15 protein-coding genes and 1 other annotated feature are annotated in these 15,316 nt (G+C 44.9%); of the genes, 4 read left to right on the forward strand and 11 right to left on the reverse strand.

Annotated features, from left to right (window positions below):
• Positions 1 to 282: 282 nt before the first annotated feature.
• Positions 283 to 624 (forward strand): hypothetical protein, encoded by a 342-nt coding sequence (locus GPLA_RS03455; protein ID WP_007103436.1) that lies wholly within the window; start codon positions 283 to 285, stop codon positions 622 to 624.
• 81 nt (positions 625 to 705) lie between these two features.
• Here the strand turns inward: GPLA_RS03455 and GPLA_RS03460 are convergent, their stop codons facing one another.
• Entirely contained in the window at positions 706 to 1,341 is a 636-nt protein-coding gene (locus tag GPLA_RS03460; RefSeq protein WP_007103437.1) for a cation diffusion facilitator family transporter, read from the reverse strand.
• Positions 1,342 to 1,411: 70 nt separating this feature from the next.
• Here GPLA_RS03460 and GPLA_RS03465 point away from each other — a divergent pair, with 70 nt between their 5' ends.
• Positions 1,412 to 1,801, forward strand: coding sequence for a MerR family transcriptional regulator (locus GPLA_RS03465; RefSeq protein ID WP_007103438.1), 390 nt, complete (start codon positions 1,412 to 1,414; stop codon positions 1,799 to 1,801).
• Positions 1,802 to 1,911: 110 nt separating this feature from the next.
• Here GPLA_RS03465 and GPLA_RS03470 read toward each other — a convergent pair whose 3' ends face one another.
• The 3 genes from GPLA_RS03470 to GPLA_RS03480 are packed head-to-tail and all read right to left on the reverse strand — an operon-like array spanning position 1,912 to position 7,090.
• The gene (locus GPLA_RS03470) at positions 1,912 to 4,968 is read right to left on the reverse strand and encodes an efflux RND transporter permease subunit (protein ID WP_007103439.1); all 3,057 of its coding nucleotides are present in this window, start codon (positions 4,966 to 4,968) and stop codon (positions 1,912 to 1,914) included.
• Entirely contained in the window at positions 4,965 to 6,017 is a 1,053-nt protein-coding gene (locus GPLA_RS03475; RefSeq protein ID WP_007103440.1) for an efflux RND transporter periplasmic adaptor subunit, read from the reverse strand. The genes GPLA_RS03470 and GPLA_RS03475 overlap by 4 nt, the downstream gene beginning before the upstream one ends.
• Positions 6,017 to 7,090, reverse strand: a complete 1,074-nt coding sequence (locus GPLA_RS03480) for an efflux RND transporter periplasmic adaptor subunit (protein ID WP_007103441.1) — start codon at positions 7,088 to 7,090, stop codon at positions 6,017 to 6,019. The genes GPLA_RS03475 and GPLA_RS03480 overlap by 1 nt, the downstream gene beginning before the upstream one ends.
• Positions 7,091 to 7,284: 194 nt before the next feature.
• Between GPLA_RS03480 and GPLA_RS03485 the strand changes: the two genes are divergently transcribed.
• A complete protein-coding gene (locus tag GPLA_RS03485; protein WP_007103442.1) occupies positions 7,285 to 8,004 on the forward strand; it encodes a TetR/AcrR family transcriptional regulator in 720 nt (239 codons plus the stop codon).
• Positions 8,005 to 8,099: 95 nt separating this feature from the next.
• On the opposite strand, the gene GPLA_RS03490 is transcribed toward GPLA_RS03485, so the two are convergent.
• The 7 genes from GPLA_RS03490 to GPLA_RS03520 all read right to left on the reverse strand — a co-directional run bounded on the left by GPLA_RS03490 (position 8,100) and on the right by GPLA_RS03520 (position 13,899).
• Positions 8,100 to 8,402 (reverse strand): hypothetical protein, encoded by a 303-nt coding sequence (locus tag GPLA_RS03490; RefSeq protein ID WP_007103443.1) that lies wholly within the window; start codon positions 8,400 to 8,402, stop codon positions 8,100 to 8,102.
• A 98-nt stretch (positions 8,403 to 8,500) separates the two neighbouring features.
• Positions 8,501 to 9,841: a sulfite oxidase gene (locus GPLA_RS03495; protein WP_040513829.1), complete on the reverse strand. Its 1,341-nt coding sequence runs from the start codon at positions 9,839 to 9,841 to the stop codon at positions 8,501 to 8,503.
• A gap of 23 nt (positions 9,842 to 9,864) precedes the next feature.
• Positions 9,865 to 10,860 carry a YeiH family protein gene (locus GPLA_RS03500; RefSeq protein ID WP_007103446.1) on the reverse strand — a complete coding sequence of 332 codons (996 nt, stop codon included), beginning with the start codon at positions 10,858 to 10,860 and terminating at the stop codon, positions 9,865 to 9,867.
• A gap of 66 nt (positions 10,861 to 10,926) precedes the next feature.
• Positions 10,927 to 11,916, reverse strand: coding sequence for a TauD/TfdA family dioxygenase (locus GPLA_RS03505; protein ID WP_007103447.1), 990 nt, complete (start codon positions 11,914 to 11,916; stop codon positions 10,927 to 10,929).
• A 9-nt stretch (positions 11,917 to 11,925) separates the two neighbouring features.
• Complete coding sequence (locus tag GPLA_RS03510; protein WP_007103448.1) at positions 11,926 to 12,891, reverse strand: aldo/keto reductase; 966 nt, start codon at positions 12,889 to 12,891, stop codon at positions 11,926 to 11,928.
• A gap of 286 nt (positions 12,892 to 13,177) precedes the next feature.
• Positions 13,178 to 13,606, reverse strand: coding sequence for a hypothetical protein (locus GPLA_RS03515; protein ID WP_007103449.1), 429 nt, complete (start codon positions 13,604 to 13,606; stop codon positions 13,178 to 13,180).
• 5 nt (positions 13,607 to 13,611) lie between these two features.
• Positions 13,612 to 13,899 carry a hypothetical protein gene (locus GPLA_RS03520; protein ID WP_007103450.1) on the reverse strand — a complete coding sequence of 96 codons (288 nt, stop codon included), beginning with the start codon at positions 13,897 to 13,899 and terminating at the stop codon, positions 13,612 to 13,614.
• A 311-nt stretch (positions 13,900 to 14,210) separates the two neighbouring features.
• Positions 14,211 to 14,328, forward strand: a sequence feature (His leader region).
• A gap of 76 nt (positions 14,329 to 14,404) precedes the next feature.
• Here GPLA_RS03520 and hisG point away from each other — a divergent pair.
• The gene (gene hisG, locus GPLA_RS03525; protein ID WP_007103451.1) at positions 14,405 to 15,304 is read left to right on the forward strand and encodes an ATP phosphoribosyltransferase; all 900 of its coding nucleotides are present in this window, start codon (positions 14,405 to 14,407) and stop codon (positions 15,302 to 15,304) included.
• Positions 15,305 to 15,316: the final 12 nt, after the last annotated feature.

Raw genomic sequence — 15,316 nt, forward strand, 5'->3', positions numbered from 1 at the left:
GTTTAGGGCGCCTTTTTGGCGCCTTTTTTTGTGTTCAAAGGAAAGTTTATGCTACTTATTCCGCACAAATTTAAAACAATCCTTTAATTCCATTTGCGGCTGGGGTAAGTTTATTTATAATCAGCTTCTACTCATTATGCATACGAGCCATTAGCCGATAAAATTCAAGTAGTTGGTTTTAAACTGTGTTTTCCTTGCGGTTTATTCTGTGAGTGTAGAGACACGTAAACTGATATGGCTACGCCATGTTGTTACTTTTTATTGATGATCTATTAGTAAATTATGAAATTTCACATTCAAAAGCATTTAGAGTCGTTCTTAGTAAAAGAACGTGTACCAACAGAATACAAAAAATTAGCCATGAGTTGTGAGTCACAACTCGAAGACACCTGCACCTTGATCACCTTCCCTCACGATCGTAAAAACATGGTGAAAAGTGCTTTAGTGCATAAAGCACTAACAAAGCTGGGTGAACTGGAAGATCAAAGTTTAGTGGTGATTGGCGGTTGTTTTACGTCAGAATCAGTCGAGCTGTTGAATGAGGTTGATGCGGTCATTTTATCCCTATCAGAAGGGCATTGGACCGATACCAGTCGAGGGCATATCCGCGCAGACCACGACTGATCATTTGCATTAGCCCCTCAAATACTTAGAAAAGCGACTGCAAGACCAGTCGCTTTTTATTGCCTAAAGCACGTCATGGTATTAAGAACCACAGCAAGACGACTTGGCTTTCTTTTCAACTTCGCCTTTGAGCAGCGCTTTGGACTCTTTGACTATTTTCAAGGATGACTGCACGATAACAAGGGCGATAATAGTGCCTATCACCAAATCTGGAATTGCCGAATCTAGCCATACAACGAGAACAGCAGAAATAATCACCCCAACATTGGCAATCATGTCATTGCGAGAGCAGATCCAGCTGGCGCGCATGTTGATATCACCAGTACGGTAACGGGACAGCAAGATAAAACAAAACAGATTCACCGCCAGTGCAAGTAATGAAATCCACAGCATAATGCCCGTTTGTGGTTCGCTGCCTCCCACAAGACGCATCACCACATCCAGCAATATGAAGCCAGCTAACACCAACTGCAAACTGCCGTTAAATAACGCCGCTTTCGCCTTATATTGTATGGCTTTGCCCACAGCGTATAATCCCACCATGTAAACCATGGCATCAGCCAGCATATCTAGCGAGTCCGCCATTAGGCCACTTGAGTCCCCTAACCATCCGGCAATGAATTCAACAAAAAACATGCCTCCATTTAACCCAAGCACTGTCCATAATAAGGTTCTTTGTTCTTTATCTTGGGCATTAACGCCACAGCACTCACTCATTGGGTTCTCGTTACTTTGTTATCGAATCAGCGTAGAATAAAGCTTCCAGCTACAGGAAGGTCAATCGATTATGCAAATAAAACAACTCGCCAGTGTCACCGGGGTCAGTCCAAAGACTATTCGCTATTACGAAGACATTGCTTTACTTCCACAAGCAAAGCGCGGTGACAACGGTTACCGTTATTATCAAGAGCAAGACATATCATCCTTAAACTTTATTCGTCGTTGTAAGGAATTACGTATGCCGCTGGCTGATATAAAAAGATTGCTCGCCGTGCAAAGTGATGGCAACGCACCTTGCGCCCAAGTGGACGGGCTCATTTCACAGCAGCTCGAGCAAATACGCATCGCCCAATATGAGCTTCAGCAGTTAGAGCAAAACCTGCAAGCACTGGCCAATTGCTGTGGCAACGAGCAAATAAAAGACTGCGAAATTTTGCAGCAATTACGCGCTAACTAATGACTGAACGGATCACCACAAAAAAGGCCCTACAAACGTAGAGCCAAACGTGCCTAGGAAGGCTGCTAACTATTCCCGCAAGGGAGAAAACGATTGAGTGAATTATCAGGTTAATTTGTTACCGGTTTAACCTTATAAAATAGAGCAAACAGGACTGGCACCAATACCAAGGTGAGTATGGTAGCAAAACCTAACCCTGCCATAATCGTGATCGCCATTGAGCCAAAGAAGGCATCAAACATCAAAGGGATCATACCCAAAATAGTGGTCATCGCAGCCATGCTCACCGGCCTCACCCGACTGATCGCACTTTCAAATACAGCCTGATAGGCATCTTTGCCTGAATCCAATTCGATATTAATTTGATCCATCAGCACAATGCCGTTTTTAAGGATCATACCGCTTAAACTGAGTAGACCAAGCAGAGCCGTAAAACTAAACGGCATGCCGGTGCTCAAAAGACCAACCGATACACCAATAATGGCAAAGGGCACAGTTAACCAAATGACCAGTGGCTGACGTACCGAATTAAACAAAAACACGGTAATAATAAACATCACAAGCGCCCCCAAGGGCAAGGATTTAAACATTGCTCCTTGGGCGTCATTGGTCGACTCATACTCTCCGCCCCAGGTTAGCTCATAACCTTCTGGCAACGGCAGTGCTTCGACCTTGGGTCGTAAGCGAGCAAACAAGGTTGCTGCGGTTTCATCTCCTAACACATCATGATCAGCCATAACGGTAAGGGTTCGTTTACGGTCGCGGCGTAAAATTAACGGCTCATTCCACTCTAGGGCAACACCGTCTATCACTTGCTCAACGGGGATATACGTTTGTAACGATGGGCTCCATATACGCAAGTTTTCCACAGACGCAAAATCCACCCGTTCCTGCTCAGGTAAGCGCGCCAATACAGGCAACATGTGTGTGCCATCACGCAGTATCCCTATGGTACTGCCGCCAAACGCCATCTGTAAGGTATCTGATAAGTCTTGCTTTGAAATACCCAAGCGCCTAGCTTTCGATTCATTGAATTGCGGGACCAGTTCTTTCGTCCGCTCACGCCAGTCGTGGCGAATATTACGTGCCCCTGCATCGGCATAAAATACATCTTCAATTTGACGCGCAATACCGCGCAGTACGTCAGGATCAGAACCACTGATACGTGCTTCAATCTTTGATGCGGGTGTGGGACCAAACTCCATCACTCTCAAGCGAAATGTCGGTTGGGAAAACTGCTTATTTAACTTGTTTTCTAAATCATCAAGCATGGCAAACATATTTTCTCTACTATCAGCACGTACCGTTAACTGAGAGAACGCCGCATAACTTTGCTCTGGCTGATAGGTCAGCATAAAACGCTGCATACCTCGGCCTACTGATGTAGCAACAAATTCCACATGGTCGAGCTTGCCTAAATACGCTTCGACTTCGCTATTTTTTTCAATGGTTTGTTGAATATCGGTGCCCTGGGGCATCCACATATCCACATGAAACATAGGCGTATTCGAAGGCGGGAAAAACGATTGCTTAACATTGCCAAAGCCAATAACAGCTAACACCAATAAAGCAAACATACTGGCAATGGTTAACCAGCGAAAACGCAAGGCAAATTTAAGCATGCCCCCGAACGCGACAAACAGGGCACCTTGGTAAACATCCTCGTCCTGCACTTCGCTAGTCAACTCTTGTTTGAGTAATAAATTGGCTAAAAACGGAGTAAGCGTCAACGCAGTTATCCAGCTTAAAAACAGCGAATAACACAACACCCAAAACAAGGATCCCATAAACTCCCCGGTGGCATCTTCTGACAAACCAATAGGGGCAAAAGCCGCAATCGCAATCACGGTTGCCCCCAGCAACGGCCATTGAGTTTGTTTTACAATGTCCACAGATGCTTGCAATGTACTGCGACCTTTTTTAAGGCCCACTAAAATACCTTCGACGACCACTATGGCGTTATCCACTAACATACCTAGAGCAATGATCAGCGCACCGAGGGAAATGCGATGTAGCTCAATGCCGCTATAACTCATCAACATAAAGGTGCCAAACACAGTCAACAACAAAACGGTTCCTATGATGATCCCGCTGCGTAGCCCCATCGCAAAAAGAAGTACCACAATCACTATCACCACAGCCTCTGCCAGGCTGATCACAAAATCATGTACTGACTGGTCTACCTCAGCGGCTTGATTGTAGAAATAATTCAGCGCGACGCCTGCTGGTTTGATGCTTTGCAGTGTTTCAAACTCTTTTTCAATATGGGCGCCGATTTCCACCACGTTCACCCCAGGTATAAAGGAAATCCCTAAGCTAATTGCCTGACTGCCATTGAAGGTCACTACATTACTTGGGCGCTCGGCAATACCACGAAATACCCTAGCCACATCTTTTAAACGAATTAGATTGCCGGTGTCACGGCCATGAATGATGAGATTTTCAACTTCCTCTACTGAGCTCATCGTGCCGCTTGGACGGATCACTAGGGTTTGCCCATTGACCATCACCTGACCTGATTGCTGCACACTGTTTTGTTGACTGAGCAAACCCGTAATTGCGCTAATATCCAGATTTAAGGACGCCAAGCGTTCTAGGGACACTTCGACAAATAATTGCTCTTGTTGATCGCCGGCAATAGACACTTTCCCGACCCCATCCACCAGCTCTAGCTCACGGCGTAACTGGTCTGCATAACGTTTTAACTCAACTGGGTCAAAGCCGTCCCCGGTGATCATGATCATAATGCCGAACACATCACCAAAATCATCCAAAATCTGCATAGAGCTCACACCAGACGGTAACGTGGGCTTGACGTCATTTATTTTACGGCGCATTTCATCCCATATTTGCGGTAATATTTCAGGACCATAAATGGACTTCATACTGACTTTGAGCTGGGACATACCGTTAGATGAAATCGAGGTAATATTATCGATATAGGGTAACTGACGAATTTCACGTTCTAGGGGGTAGGTCAGCTCCTCTTCCACTTCTTGCGGTGTGGCACCAGGATAGGTAGACACAATCAATGCGTCTTTTAAGGTAAAAGCAGGATCTTCTAAGCGGCCCAAACCGTTGAACGCTGAAATTCCTCCCAAGGTCAAAATCGTGAAAAATAGCCAGCTAATGACTTTGTGTTTAATTGAATATTCGGCGATGTTCACAGTCTGGGTTCCTCTAAGCTCATTCCCGCTCTTAGTTTTCGTAGATTTGAGTTCACCAGCACATCTCCTTCGCGCAAACCACTGATGGCAATAGCACCTGTAGAATTGACCGATTCAATTTGTACCGTTACTGGCACGGCTTTATCTTGTTGAATTTTCCACACTTGAAAACGCCCCAGGGACGCGGTATCTATTGCAGTCATCGGTATTTGATAGCCTGATGGCAGGGTTAAGCCAGACTTCGCCATATCAATGCGCACTTGAGCATTGTTACCAGGTAAAATAGCCGGGCTCACTTGTGGCATAGATAACCAAAACTGATAGGTTTGTGATTGTGGATTAAGCTCACTGGTGTGTTCTAAATACCTCAGTGGGTACTCTTTATTACTCCCAGAGAAGTGCGTAATAGCTTGATAGTTTAGGTTGTTGAGTAACGGTTTTAGACTGGTTAACACTGTGTCTGAAACCGATATTTCCACATACACATTTGCATTTTCATATACACTCAATACCGTCTCGCCTGCGGTTGTGCGCTCAAAATTCTGCTTTGAAACTTGTGAAACAATGCCATCAAATGGGGCGTTGAGACGGGTGTAATTCAACTGCACCTGAGCAAGCTCAGCATTGGCTAATGCCAATTTATAATTCGCTAGCAACTCATCGAGCTCAGAGCCAGAAATCATCTCATTAGGACGCAGTTCTCTACCCCTATCGAGTTGACGGCGCACCAGACTCAATTTTGCTTGGGTATCCACTAGGTTTTGTTTTAACTTCGCGTCGTCTAGCATTGCCAGTAATTGACCTTTTTTGACCGCGTCCCCTTCATGCACGATGACATCAAGGATTTCCCCTTCAAGGCGAAATGCCAAAGGGGTAAGCTCAGGTGGTATAACTTGACCGTTGAAGGTACGTACTTGTGTCTCAATCGGCGTCATCACGGTAAACGTGTCAACAATTAAGGGGGGTTTCGCTCTGTGCTCGATGTTCGGTGAACACGCTTGAACAGTGAATATCATCAGTCCTGTGGCCATGAATTTCAGCATATTCATTAAATTCCATCCTCTTCTATCCAAGCTTTTACTCGTTGACCTTCTCGCAAGTTTTCAATGCCGGTTTGCACAACCAAGTCGCCTTGAGCGAGCCCCCCTTGCACAAACCCGTGACTATCTAACATCACCAGCACTTGAGTAAGACTTTGCTCGGCTTTATCAAACTTCCATACCCGGCCTTGCTGGTCGTTGCGACTTATCCACGCTGTTTCTGGTAGTCGGAATAAGCGACTTTCTTCTTGATTTAGCAGGTGAACCTGCCCAGACATATCCGTCAATAACGTCAGATCCTGCGGGCGCTTAATCGTCACTCGAGCCGTATAACTATTGGTGTCTTTGTTGGGTTGAGTCGATATTTCTTTAAATTGTGCAGGGATCATTAGGCTACGCTTAGCATCCATAGTCACAGACAGCCTTGATTGACTAATTTTGTCGATACCGTATTTTTCAACATAACTAATTGGTAAGGTAAAAATCACATCCATGACTGTGTTATTGAGTAATTTCACAATCGGCTGCTTTGCCCCCACAACTTGATGTGACTCAGCCATGGTCAATGACACTATACCGTCAAACGGTGCCGTGATTTTACTATAGGTTAAATCGGTTTTTGCCTGCTCGAGTTGCGCGCTTGCAACTTTTAAATTTGTATCGTTTTGCTCGAATTGGTCGGTACTGATCAAACTTTCGGCAAATAGCGCGTTAGCACGTAGATATTGAGTTTTGGCTAAGTCAAACTCGGCCTGACGTGCATCCAACGTTAACTGGTAGTCAGTTGGGTCAAGATAAGCTAATACCTCACCCTTTTTAACCTGCCTGCCCATGCGCACCATTTTTGAGTCAATTTCGCCAGCGACGTTAAAGGATAAAACCGCCCGCTCGGTCGCATCTGTTTTACCGATGAAACTGTCAGTATGTTGTTGGTTTATATTGGGTACTTTGCTCAACTTTACCGGTTTGATGATGCTGTCGACTTCTTGTGAGTTCACGCTATCGCAACCCGGTAGCAGCACACCAACATTTAACACTAAGCCAACAAGGGCAATCAAACGACCCAACTTTTTACTCAACATAAGCCACTCTCTCACTATTGGGATTTGAACACGCCGCCATTTATTACACACTTGTATAGCTATTTATTACACAGGCGTGCAGTATATTGAGTAAAGCAGCAAGATCAACTTATATTTACCACTTGGGCAATATAAAGATGAAAAGCGCGTAGATATCTGTTAAAACGGGGCGATATTTAGTCACAATGAATGTAATGAACGAACGAAAGCAAGGGCGCAGAAGCGCCGAAGACGCAGAAAAGACCAAACAAGATATATTACAAAAGGCCGCCGAATTATTCTGTGATCTCGGTTATGAGCAGGTATCGTTACGTAATATCAGTGAAAAGGCGGGGGTATCCCATAGCCTTATTCGACATCATTTTGGTAGCAAAGAGAATATTTGGCATTGCATCAGTGATGGATTACATCATTTCATCGCTAGATATGTGGTGGTCGTTAACCAACATATGCCCGAAACCTATCCATCTAACATTAGGCTTTTTGAGTTTTCGGTGCGCATGTTGGCGTATATGCTGACGTTTAAGCAACCGGTACAATTGCTTGCTGATGCGGTTCGCCAGGATGACGCCTTAGTGGACTATTTTATTAGCCAAGGCGATGGCATTGAAGATTTTGTTGAAGGTCTGGTTAAGGCCCACAATAGCGACTTCCCCGATGCGCAAATTCGCATGTGGGATCTTAAGTGGCAAATTATTATGTATGCTCACGCAGCTGCTTCGTTGACACCATTTTTAAAAGAAACGTGGATCGACGAAACCGATAGTCTGGATGAGTGCTTATTGCGACATTTCAGGTTATTCGAGGAAATGTTGGCGGCAAAGTTAAAAATAGCTCAGCCTTATCGCGTTTCTCCCAAACGGGTACAAGATTTAGTGTATGAAGTGCCTGCCCCTGATCCAGCAGCCCAATAATGTACGCAATCAAGTATGCAAAATTATTTGGCTCGATTGAAACTCATAAGGCTTAATCGAAAATAAGCCTTATGTATCTCAAGCATTGAAAGGGGTTATTTAGCGCGAGGAGGCATTAAATGCGTTGGTAACTGTGCTCGCCTGCCTATAGTTCGTTCACCATAGTTTGCACTCAAGTAATCTAAAATCTGTTCCTCTTGGGGTAAGGGCCACAAGTTCTGTGTTTTTTGCATCCAGCGGATAGTACTCAACCAACGTTCCCGGCTCATGTGGTTCTGTGTTACCAATTTGCCAGAGTGACAGGCGGTACAATGGGCACGCACCGTTTCAAATCCGGGCTTAATCACAAAGCCAGAAATGGGATCAATGCCACTCTCTGGGGCAGTAGTTTCAGCCATCGCGCTCGTAAAACTCAACAGAGCGACCGTCAGTAGACCAAACATTGAGAACCATTGAATCTTTGAGTTTCGACAGGTGATAAGTGGTGTACTCATCCTTACATCACTTGCACAGCAACGCGGTGACATGCGTTGTTTAAATAACCTTTGGGGTTCCAGCCTGGCAATATCATCGGCTGACCCACGCCGTCACTATCGGTCGCCTTCGCCCAGACTTCGAAATAACCCTTGCTAGGGAATTGAATTTGGCTATGCCAATGTTGCCACGCGTTACGATTCACTGGTTTTTCTAGGGAAGCGACTAGCCAGGTTTGTCCAAAATCAATTGATAATTCGACCTTGCTCACGGCCTTATCCCCTGCCCATGCATGTCCGCGCACCGGGAATTGCACATCTTTTTTATGGCTGTCCCCAGATTTAGGATACGTAATAAGAGACTTAATTGGCATAGCGTGAATAATGCACATGTCTTCGTCTGCAACTTTACTGCCCGGTGCGACCGGCTCACAAGGCACCCTATACGCGGGTGCCGCCATTTTCGCGCCGTCATGTATTTGGTCTCGTATCACAATACGCTCAAGCCATTTACCAGAAGTTGATGCTGGCCATCCGCCAATGACAAGACGCAGAGGGTGTCCGTTCATAAACGGAATATCTGCGTCGTTCATCGCCCACGCAATAAGGTTTTCCTCTTCAAGCGCCTTATTTATCGGCACACCACGGGAAATAGCTTCTTTACTTGGATCACCACTGATGTGAGTGTCTTTACCGTAATAACCTATATACACAGCATCATCTTTAATACCCACGTCTTTGAGTACATCGGCTAACCGTACGCCCGTCCACTTAGGACATGCCACTGCGCCGGTAGTCCATTGATTGCCTTTCGCCCCCGGACTAAACTCTGCTCGACCATTGCCACCGCACTCAAGGGTAAGCTGGTAACTATGATGGGTAAATTTTTGCTTTAAATCGGCCAGGGTGTATTGCTTGCTTTGCTTAGCAGACTCGCCCTCTATGGTGAGCAACCAATTCGCTGGGTCGATGCTCGTCGGCGGAATACCATTGTTGCGTACGAACATGTTTTCCGCTGTGGTAATTTTGTCATCAAGCAAGTGTGCTGGCGTTTCGGCATTAATAGGACGATCGTTCAATACCACCAGCCCTGCGCTCTTACCAATGATCCTAAAAGAATCCTTGGTTTGGGCGATTGCACTGGAAATCATACCCGATGGTAATAGAGGTGCCAGCAATGTTTGCGCACCGGTCAAAGCACCAAAAGTACCTAAGCCCATTAGAAAGCGTCGTCTGGTTATATCTGCGGTCGCTTTCGATGAAGGCGGTGTTGAAACATTACCCGTGTTTACATCATTGGCTCTTGCCGTAGGACCCTCGGCAGAAGAAAGCGCAGACGTAACCTTGGTCTTTGCTGATTTCATGACATCACCTCATTGAGAAAAATTTAAAGATAAGGAAGGCATACCAAGATCAATCCAGCTATCCATACCGTTTCTAGCACCAGTAACAAAATAGGCTTAAAGCCCACTGTGAGTAATTGGCTTAAATTAGATTTCATACCAATGGCGGCAATGGCTATCACTAATGCAAAACGCGAAATATCAGCGGATACTTTGGTCAATACCTCAGGCAAGGCTATCATGCTGTTGATACTCATCAAAATAACAAAACCGATTAAAAACAAGGGAATACCTGGTGCTTTGGCATGACTGGTTTTATCCATCTTCATGCGTAGTACTAATAAAATACACACCACAACCGGCATTAATAACGCTACGCGAACCAATTTGGTTAATGTCGCTAACACCCCGGTTTGCTCTGAAACCGAATACCCAGCCCCAACGACTTGAGCCACGTCATGAATAGTTCCACCAAGGAAAATGCTGGTGGCGGTTTCATCGAGCTCTAACATTCCGGCGATAATGGGATACACCACCATAGCCATGGTGGATAAGGCGGTTACACCAATAATAGTGAGAAGTGTGTCGCGATCTTTGTCTTTACTGTCAGGTAAAACGGCTGAGATAGCCATGGCAGCGGATGCACCGCATATGCCCACGGCCCCACCAGTCAATACACCAAAGCGTTTTTGTAAGCCAAACGCTTTGGCGAGCACAACACCCAACAAAATAGTGCTCATTATCGCCACAACAAGCAGCAAGCCGGTTTTCCAGCCTAGGGCGATTAAGTCACCAAAAGCGATACGTAAACCGAGTAATGCTACGCCAATGCGTAAAATGGTACTGGCGGTAAATTCGATACCGCTTTTACACTGAGTGCCTTGATGTAAAAAAGACATCGCAATGCCCAGTAACAAGGCAAATAACATGGCGGGCGCACCATAATGCTCGCTTAAAAAAAGCGCCGCCATGCCGACCGTCGTTGCCACCATAATGCCAGGTAGCAATGTTTTTATTTTTTCCATATGCGTTTTGTCCATATGCGCTACTACCTGAAATTAAGGTGGGCTGTTTAGATGTGTTAAAGGTGGAGCGCGTTGGCGATATTAATTCATCGCTAAGGCAACAAGCACTTCACGCTTGCGTTCACCTGAATACGGACGACGACCATGCATGCTCATATAGTTATCAACTAAGGCCACATCACCGTCTTGCCATGGCAAGTCGAAAGTGTAGTCCTTCGCCAAATCGGTCGCTAACTGTAAACCTTCGACGGGTATAGCGCTGCCATCACCAAAAGTGATCGCGCTTGAAGGGTTTTCACGAACGCCTTTCCAGCCCATAAACGCAGCAATGAGCTGGTTGTAGAAGACTTCTTTACCGTTATCTAGGGTTACAACAGCAGGAAGTACAGGTGTGGTGGCACGCAAGCCATCATCTTCAGTCCATACCCAGCTGTAGCCTAACTCTTTCAATTTGGCTTCGGCTTGTGCTTGGCTCTCAACACTTAAGGTGCTTTTCCAGCTGCGTCCCTGACCCGATGCAATGTCGTTTTCAGACGGCATATGGGTGGTGTACTTTAAGCCTTTGTTGATAAAGTCTTCAGCCAATTTCGGCTCACGAGATTTCAGCTCAGCAAACACCAAGTCAGAACGACATATCGGCGTAGCCCCGCCCTCATCAGCAGCGGCTTTACAGAAGAAAAATACCTTACTTGGTGAAATAGGCGTTTGCGCCATTTCATGATGCAAGAATATCTCAACGTGCTTAGGCGCCTCATTGGCAGTAAACACGCGCTCAGTAAAGTTGATACGCACTGCGTTTGACAATGATTCTTTATAGGTGAAATTTGGATAGCCAAAAGCATTCGAAAACTCATCAAACGTTTCAGCAGAATTTAACGGAAAACCACGAAATAAAATGGCGCCTGATTCTTTTAATTCGGCCTCAAGAGCCGCTTTATTTTGCGCTATCCAACCGGCACAATCATCGAGTGTCTTTAACGAACCATCGTTAAGAACCACCCGAGGAAAAACCGAATCACCGCTTTTTAGTTGATGCGGTACGTCAACATAATTAATTGCTTGAACTGACATGATTACACCCTAATCGTAGATTGGATAGAAAGTATTGAATGCGCCTTCACAAAAATGGCCTGGATCATTGAAGCGGCGATTGCTGTTAAGGCCATTGATATCGTCCATTTCTTGCTGCGACAGTTCGAAGTCAAAAATGGCGAGGTTTTCTGCTAAACGTTCAGGTCGTGACGTTTTTGGAATAATGGCATTTCCACGCTGTACACCCCAGCGCAGAACGATTTGTGCTGCCGTTTTGCCTAAACGCTCGGCCGCGGCTTTTACCACACTTTGCTCTAAAACCGACTCAGCTGCACCAGCCATGTCTAGCTCAAGGTACGACAATGCCCCAAGCGGCGAGAATGCGGTGACTTGAATGTCATACTGCTTGGCCAATTTCATTAAACGTTCTTGGGTCAAATAAGGGTGTGACTCAACTTGCAACATTGCCGGTTTGATCTTGGCATAGGCCATTAAGTCGTTTAATAAACCTGTGTTGTAATTACACACACCAATTTCTTTGGTTAAGCCTTTTTCAACCAATGATTCCATCCCTTGCCACGTTTCAAAAAGCGGCACAGGTGCCAATTCCATTTTTGGATTAGCTGCGCTTGGATCGGTTATCCACTCTGGCGGATAACGGTCATCAAAAGCCACAAATGGCTGGGCAATTGGGAAATGGATAAGATAAAGATCGAGATATTCAAGTTGTAGATCCGTTAATGAACGCTCTATGGCCTGCTGTACATGCTCTTTTGCATGATAGGTATTCCATAATTTTGAAGTGATCCACAAATCTTCACGTGAACATAACCCTTCTTCAATGGCACGCTTAATTCCTTGGCCAACCTGTACTTCATTTCCGTAATCGCAAGCGCTGTCTAAATGACGGTACCCTGCTTTGATGGCCTCATAAACGGCATCTGCACAGATATCTTGGGGAATTTTCCAAAGGCCGAATCCGACCTTTGACATTTTGCTCTGGCTAAGTGACATACAATCATTCCTACGGTAGTTGGCTACTGATAAACAAACGTTAAATAAATTCAATGTTATATCTTATATAAGACATAAGTTAAGGTACTGTGTGTTATTTGTCAAATAGTTGTGTAAGAAGAAGAAACGTTCACGCATGAAAAACGTTCAAATCATTGATTAAAAAGGACTTAATTTATAATAAATTGGAGGGGAAAATTCGATAGGGGACGCAAATTTTAGGATGAAAACATCAGATAAGCAGGTCAATAATTCCAATTAAATGACGTTTTCATGCTATAAATAATTATTGATTAAGCAAATCATGCAGCTTTCGTTCTGCCGCTTGTGCGGGTGTCTCTTCGCTCTGTTTATCGATACCGTGCGCATTGTCGCTGACTGAACGCTGGTCAATGGTAGCTTGCTCATTATCCAATGAGTCGTCACCAAATAATGCGGCTAATTGTGCTTTCGCTTGACGCTGTTTATGCAATTTTTTGTCATCAAATGCCTGATTAGACAATGCATAATATTCGCAAAAATTAGCTCGCTCTCTGTCTACCACTAATTCCGCCCGTTCCTCGTCGCATCCGGTGCGATTACGCCCATCAAAATACAGACACATTTTACAGGCATGAATATCATAATGACATGCGCTACATTCTTCGCGGCGCGAAACTGGGGTGATGATATGTGTCAAATGCTTACCGCACTGCCAGCAGGTTGCTGTTGCCATAGGGTTTATACCTCAATATCGATAAATTTAGGATCGTCTGAAGCGCCTTTTTGCCTTCCTTGCTCTTTTAACGCTTGTGGCGCACTTTCCCTTTGAGCCGCCGAATTTGTCTGGTCCTGACGTTGGCGTTTCTTTTCTCTGGGGTCGTCTTTATCTGGGCGATAGGGCTCATCCTCCACGGCTATTTTACCCAACGCGTCTTTTTTATCGATTTTCTTAACTTTGAGTTCGTCATGGGCAATGGGCACCTTACCCTCCCGGGGTAATATCGAAAACAGCAGATCACTGGTCATGGTTCTCTCCTTATTTCAGGTACTTTATATACAAGTTAAACAAGCGCGTAATTTTAGATAACCGGAATCAGTAGAGGTTCCTTATGGTCTTTGACTAAACCTAAAAGGACATACAGCGCAAGCACAAATGCTAAGTCGGCCTCATTTAAATTATGCTTTTTAGCAGTAACTTATTCTTATTTTACTTTGCAACACTTTTGTACAAAAAGTTAAGGATTTACTATTGCATTAAGCAAGCCAATTAGCTAATGTTTGCGCCCTCAGTCGAAACACGGCCCAAGAATTACAATGTTTATCTCAATTACGCTAGCAAAACATCACCATCATATAGCATAACCTTTCAGGTTGGTGCTGGAAGGTCTATTGATTCCTTCCTGTGGCGTAACGATTAACGAGCCCTCGGAAGGAAACTTCCGGGGGTTTTTTATTTAAGGCATTGAAAAAAATAGTATTCATGAGCATCGGCAAGATGAATTAACGCAAATGATAATAGGACGAGCAACATATGAGTGACAGCAACAGATTACGTATCGCAATTCAAAAGTCAGGTCGCCTTAGCGACGACAGCATTGCGCTATTAAAAGCCATAGGCGTTAAACTGCAAATTCGTGACCGTTTGTTAATTGCTCACGCAACCAACTTGCCTATCGATTTACTTCGTGTGCGCGATGACGATATTCCGGGATTGGTCATGGACGGGGTGGTCGATTTAGGTTTTATCGGCGAAAATGAACTTGAAGAAAAAATGCTCGAGCGTAAAGCGTCGGGTAAAAAATTCGAATTTAAAACACTGCGTCGCCTAGACTACGGTGGATGTCGTTTGTCCATCGCCGTGCCTAATGAGTTTGACTATAAAGGTGTGCAGTCGTTAGAAGGCAAAAAAGTTGCCACCACATACCCTTTCTTACTTGAGCGTTTTTTCAAAGAGAATAACGTTAATGCTTCAGCTGTCATGTTAACGGGCTCAGTAGAAGTAGCGCCTCGCGCGGGCGTTGCACATGCCATATGTGACTTGGTGTCAACTGGCGCCACACTAGAAGCAAACGGTTTACGAGAAGAAGAAGAGATTTTCCAATCAAAAGCCGTATTGATTCAACGCGCAGGTGAATTACCTGAAGCGAAGGCCCAATTAATTAATCGCTTTTTACCTCGTATTGACGGCGTAATGCAGGCGAAAGAAAGTAAGTACATCATGCTACACGCGCCAAAAACCTATCTTGAACAAGTTAAAAGCTTGTTGCCTGGTTCTGGCAACCCAACTGTCTTGCCATTAGCTGGCAGCGACGACACGGTTGCCGTGCACGTGGTTAGCTCAGAAACCCTATTTTGGGAAACCATGGAAAAGCTTAAAGCCTTGGGTTGCAGCTCGATTTTAGTGATGCCAATCGAAAAAATGATGGGCTAATGACTCGGTTAT

It is taken from the genome of Paraglaciecola polaris LMG 21857 (genome assembly GCF_000315055.1).
In the GTDB taxonomy this organism is placed as follows: Bacteria; Pseudomonadota; Gammaproteobacteria; order Enterobacterales; family Alteromonadaceae; genus Paraglaciecola; species Paraglaciecola polaris.

Bases quoted from the DNA above. Each gene is read 5' to 3' on its own strand.
- GPLA_RS03455 (WP_007103436.1), top strand. From the start codon at position 283: ATGAAATTTCACATTCAAAAGCATTTAGAGTCGTTCTTAGTAAAAGAA.
- GPLA_RS03460 (WP_007103437.1), bottom strand. From the start codon at position 1,341: ATGAGTGAGTGCTGTGGCGTTAATGCCCAAGATAAAGAACAAAGAACC.
- GPLA_RS03465 (WP_007103438.1), top strand. From the start codon at position 1,412: ATGCAAATAAAACAACTCGCCAGTGTCACCGGGGTCAGTCCAAAGACT.
- GPLA_RS03475 (WP_007103440.1), bottom strand. From the start codon at position 6,017: ATGAATATGCTGAAATTCATGGCCACAGGACTGATGATATTCACTGTT.
- GPLA_RS03480 (WP_007103441.1), bottom strand. From the start codon at position 7,090: ATGTTGAGTAAAAAGTTGGGTCGTTTGATTGCCCTTGTTGGCTTAGTG.
- GPLA_RS03485 (WP_007103442.1), top strand. From the start codon at position 7,285: ATGAACGAACGAAAGCAAGGGCGCAGAAGCGCCGAAGACGCAGAAAAG.
- GPLA_RS03490 (WP_007103443.1), bottom strand. From the start codon at position 8,402: ATGGCTGAAACTACTGCCCCAGAGAGTGGCATTGATCCCATTTCTGGC.
- GPLA_RS03495 (WP_040513829.1), bottom strand. From the start codon at position 9,841: ATGAAATCAGCAAAGACCAAGGTTACGTCTGCGCTTTCTTCTGCCGAG.
- GPLA_RS03500 (WP_007103446.1), bottom strand. From the start codon at position 10,860: ATGGACAAAACGCATATGGAAAAAATAAAAACATTGCTACCTGGCATT.
- GPLA_RS03505 (WP_007103447.1), bottom strand. From the start codon at position 11,916: ATGTCAGTTCAAGCAATTAATTATGTTGACGTACCGCATCAACTAAAA.
- GPLA_RS03510 (WP_007103448.1), bottom strand. From the start codon at position 12,891: ATGTCACTTAGCCAGAGCAAAATGTCAAAGGTCGGATTCGGCCTTTGG.
- GPLA_RS03515 (WP_007103449.1), bottom strand. From the start codon at position 13,606: ATGGCAACAGCAACCTGCTGGCAGTGCGGTAAGCATTTGACACATATC.
- GPLA_RS03520 (WP_007103450.1), bottom strand. From the start codon at position 13,899: ATGACCAGTGATCTGCTGTTTTCGATATTACCCCGGGAGGGTAAGGTG.
- hisG (WP_007103451.1), top strand. From the start codon at position 14,405: ATGAGTGACAGCAACAGATTACGTATCGCAATTCAAAAGTCAGGTCGC.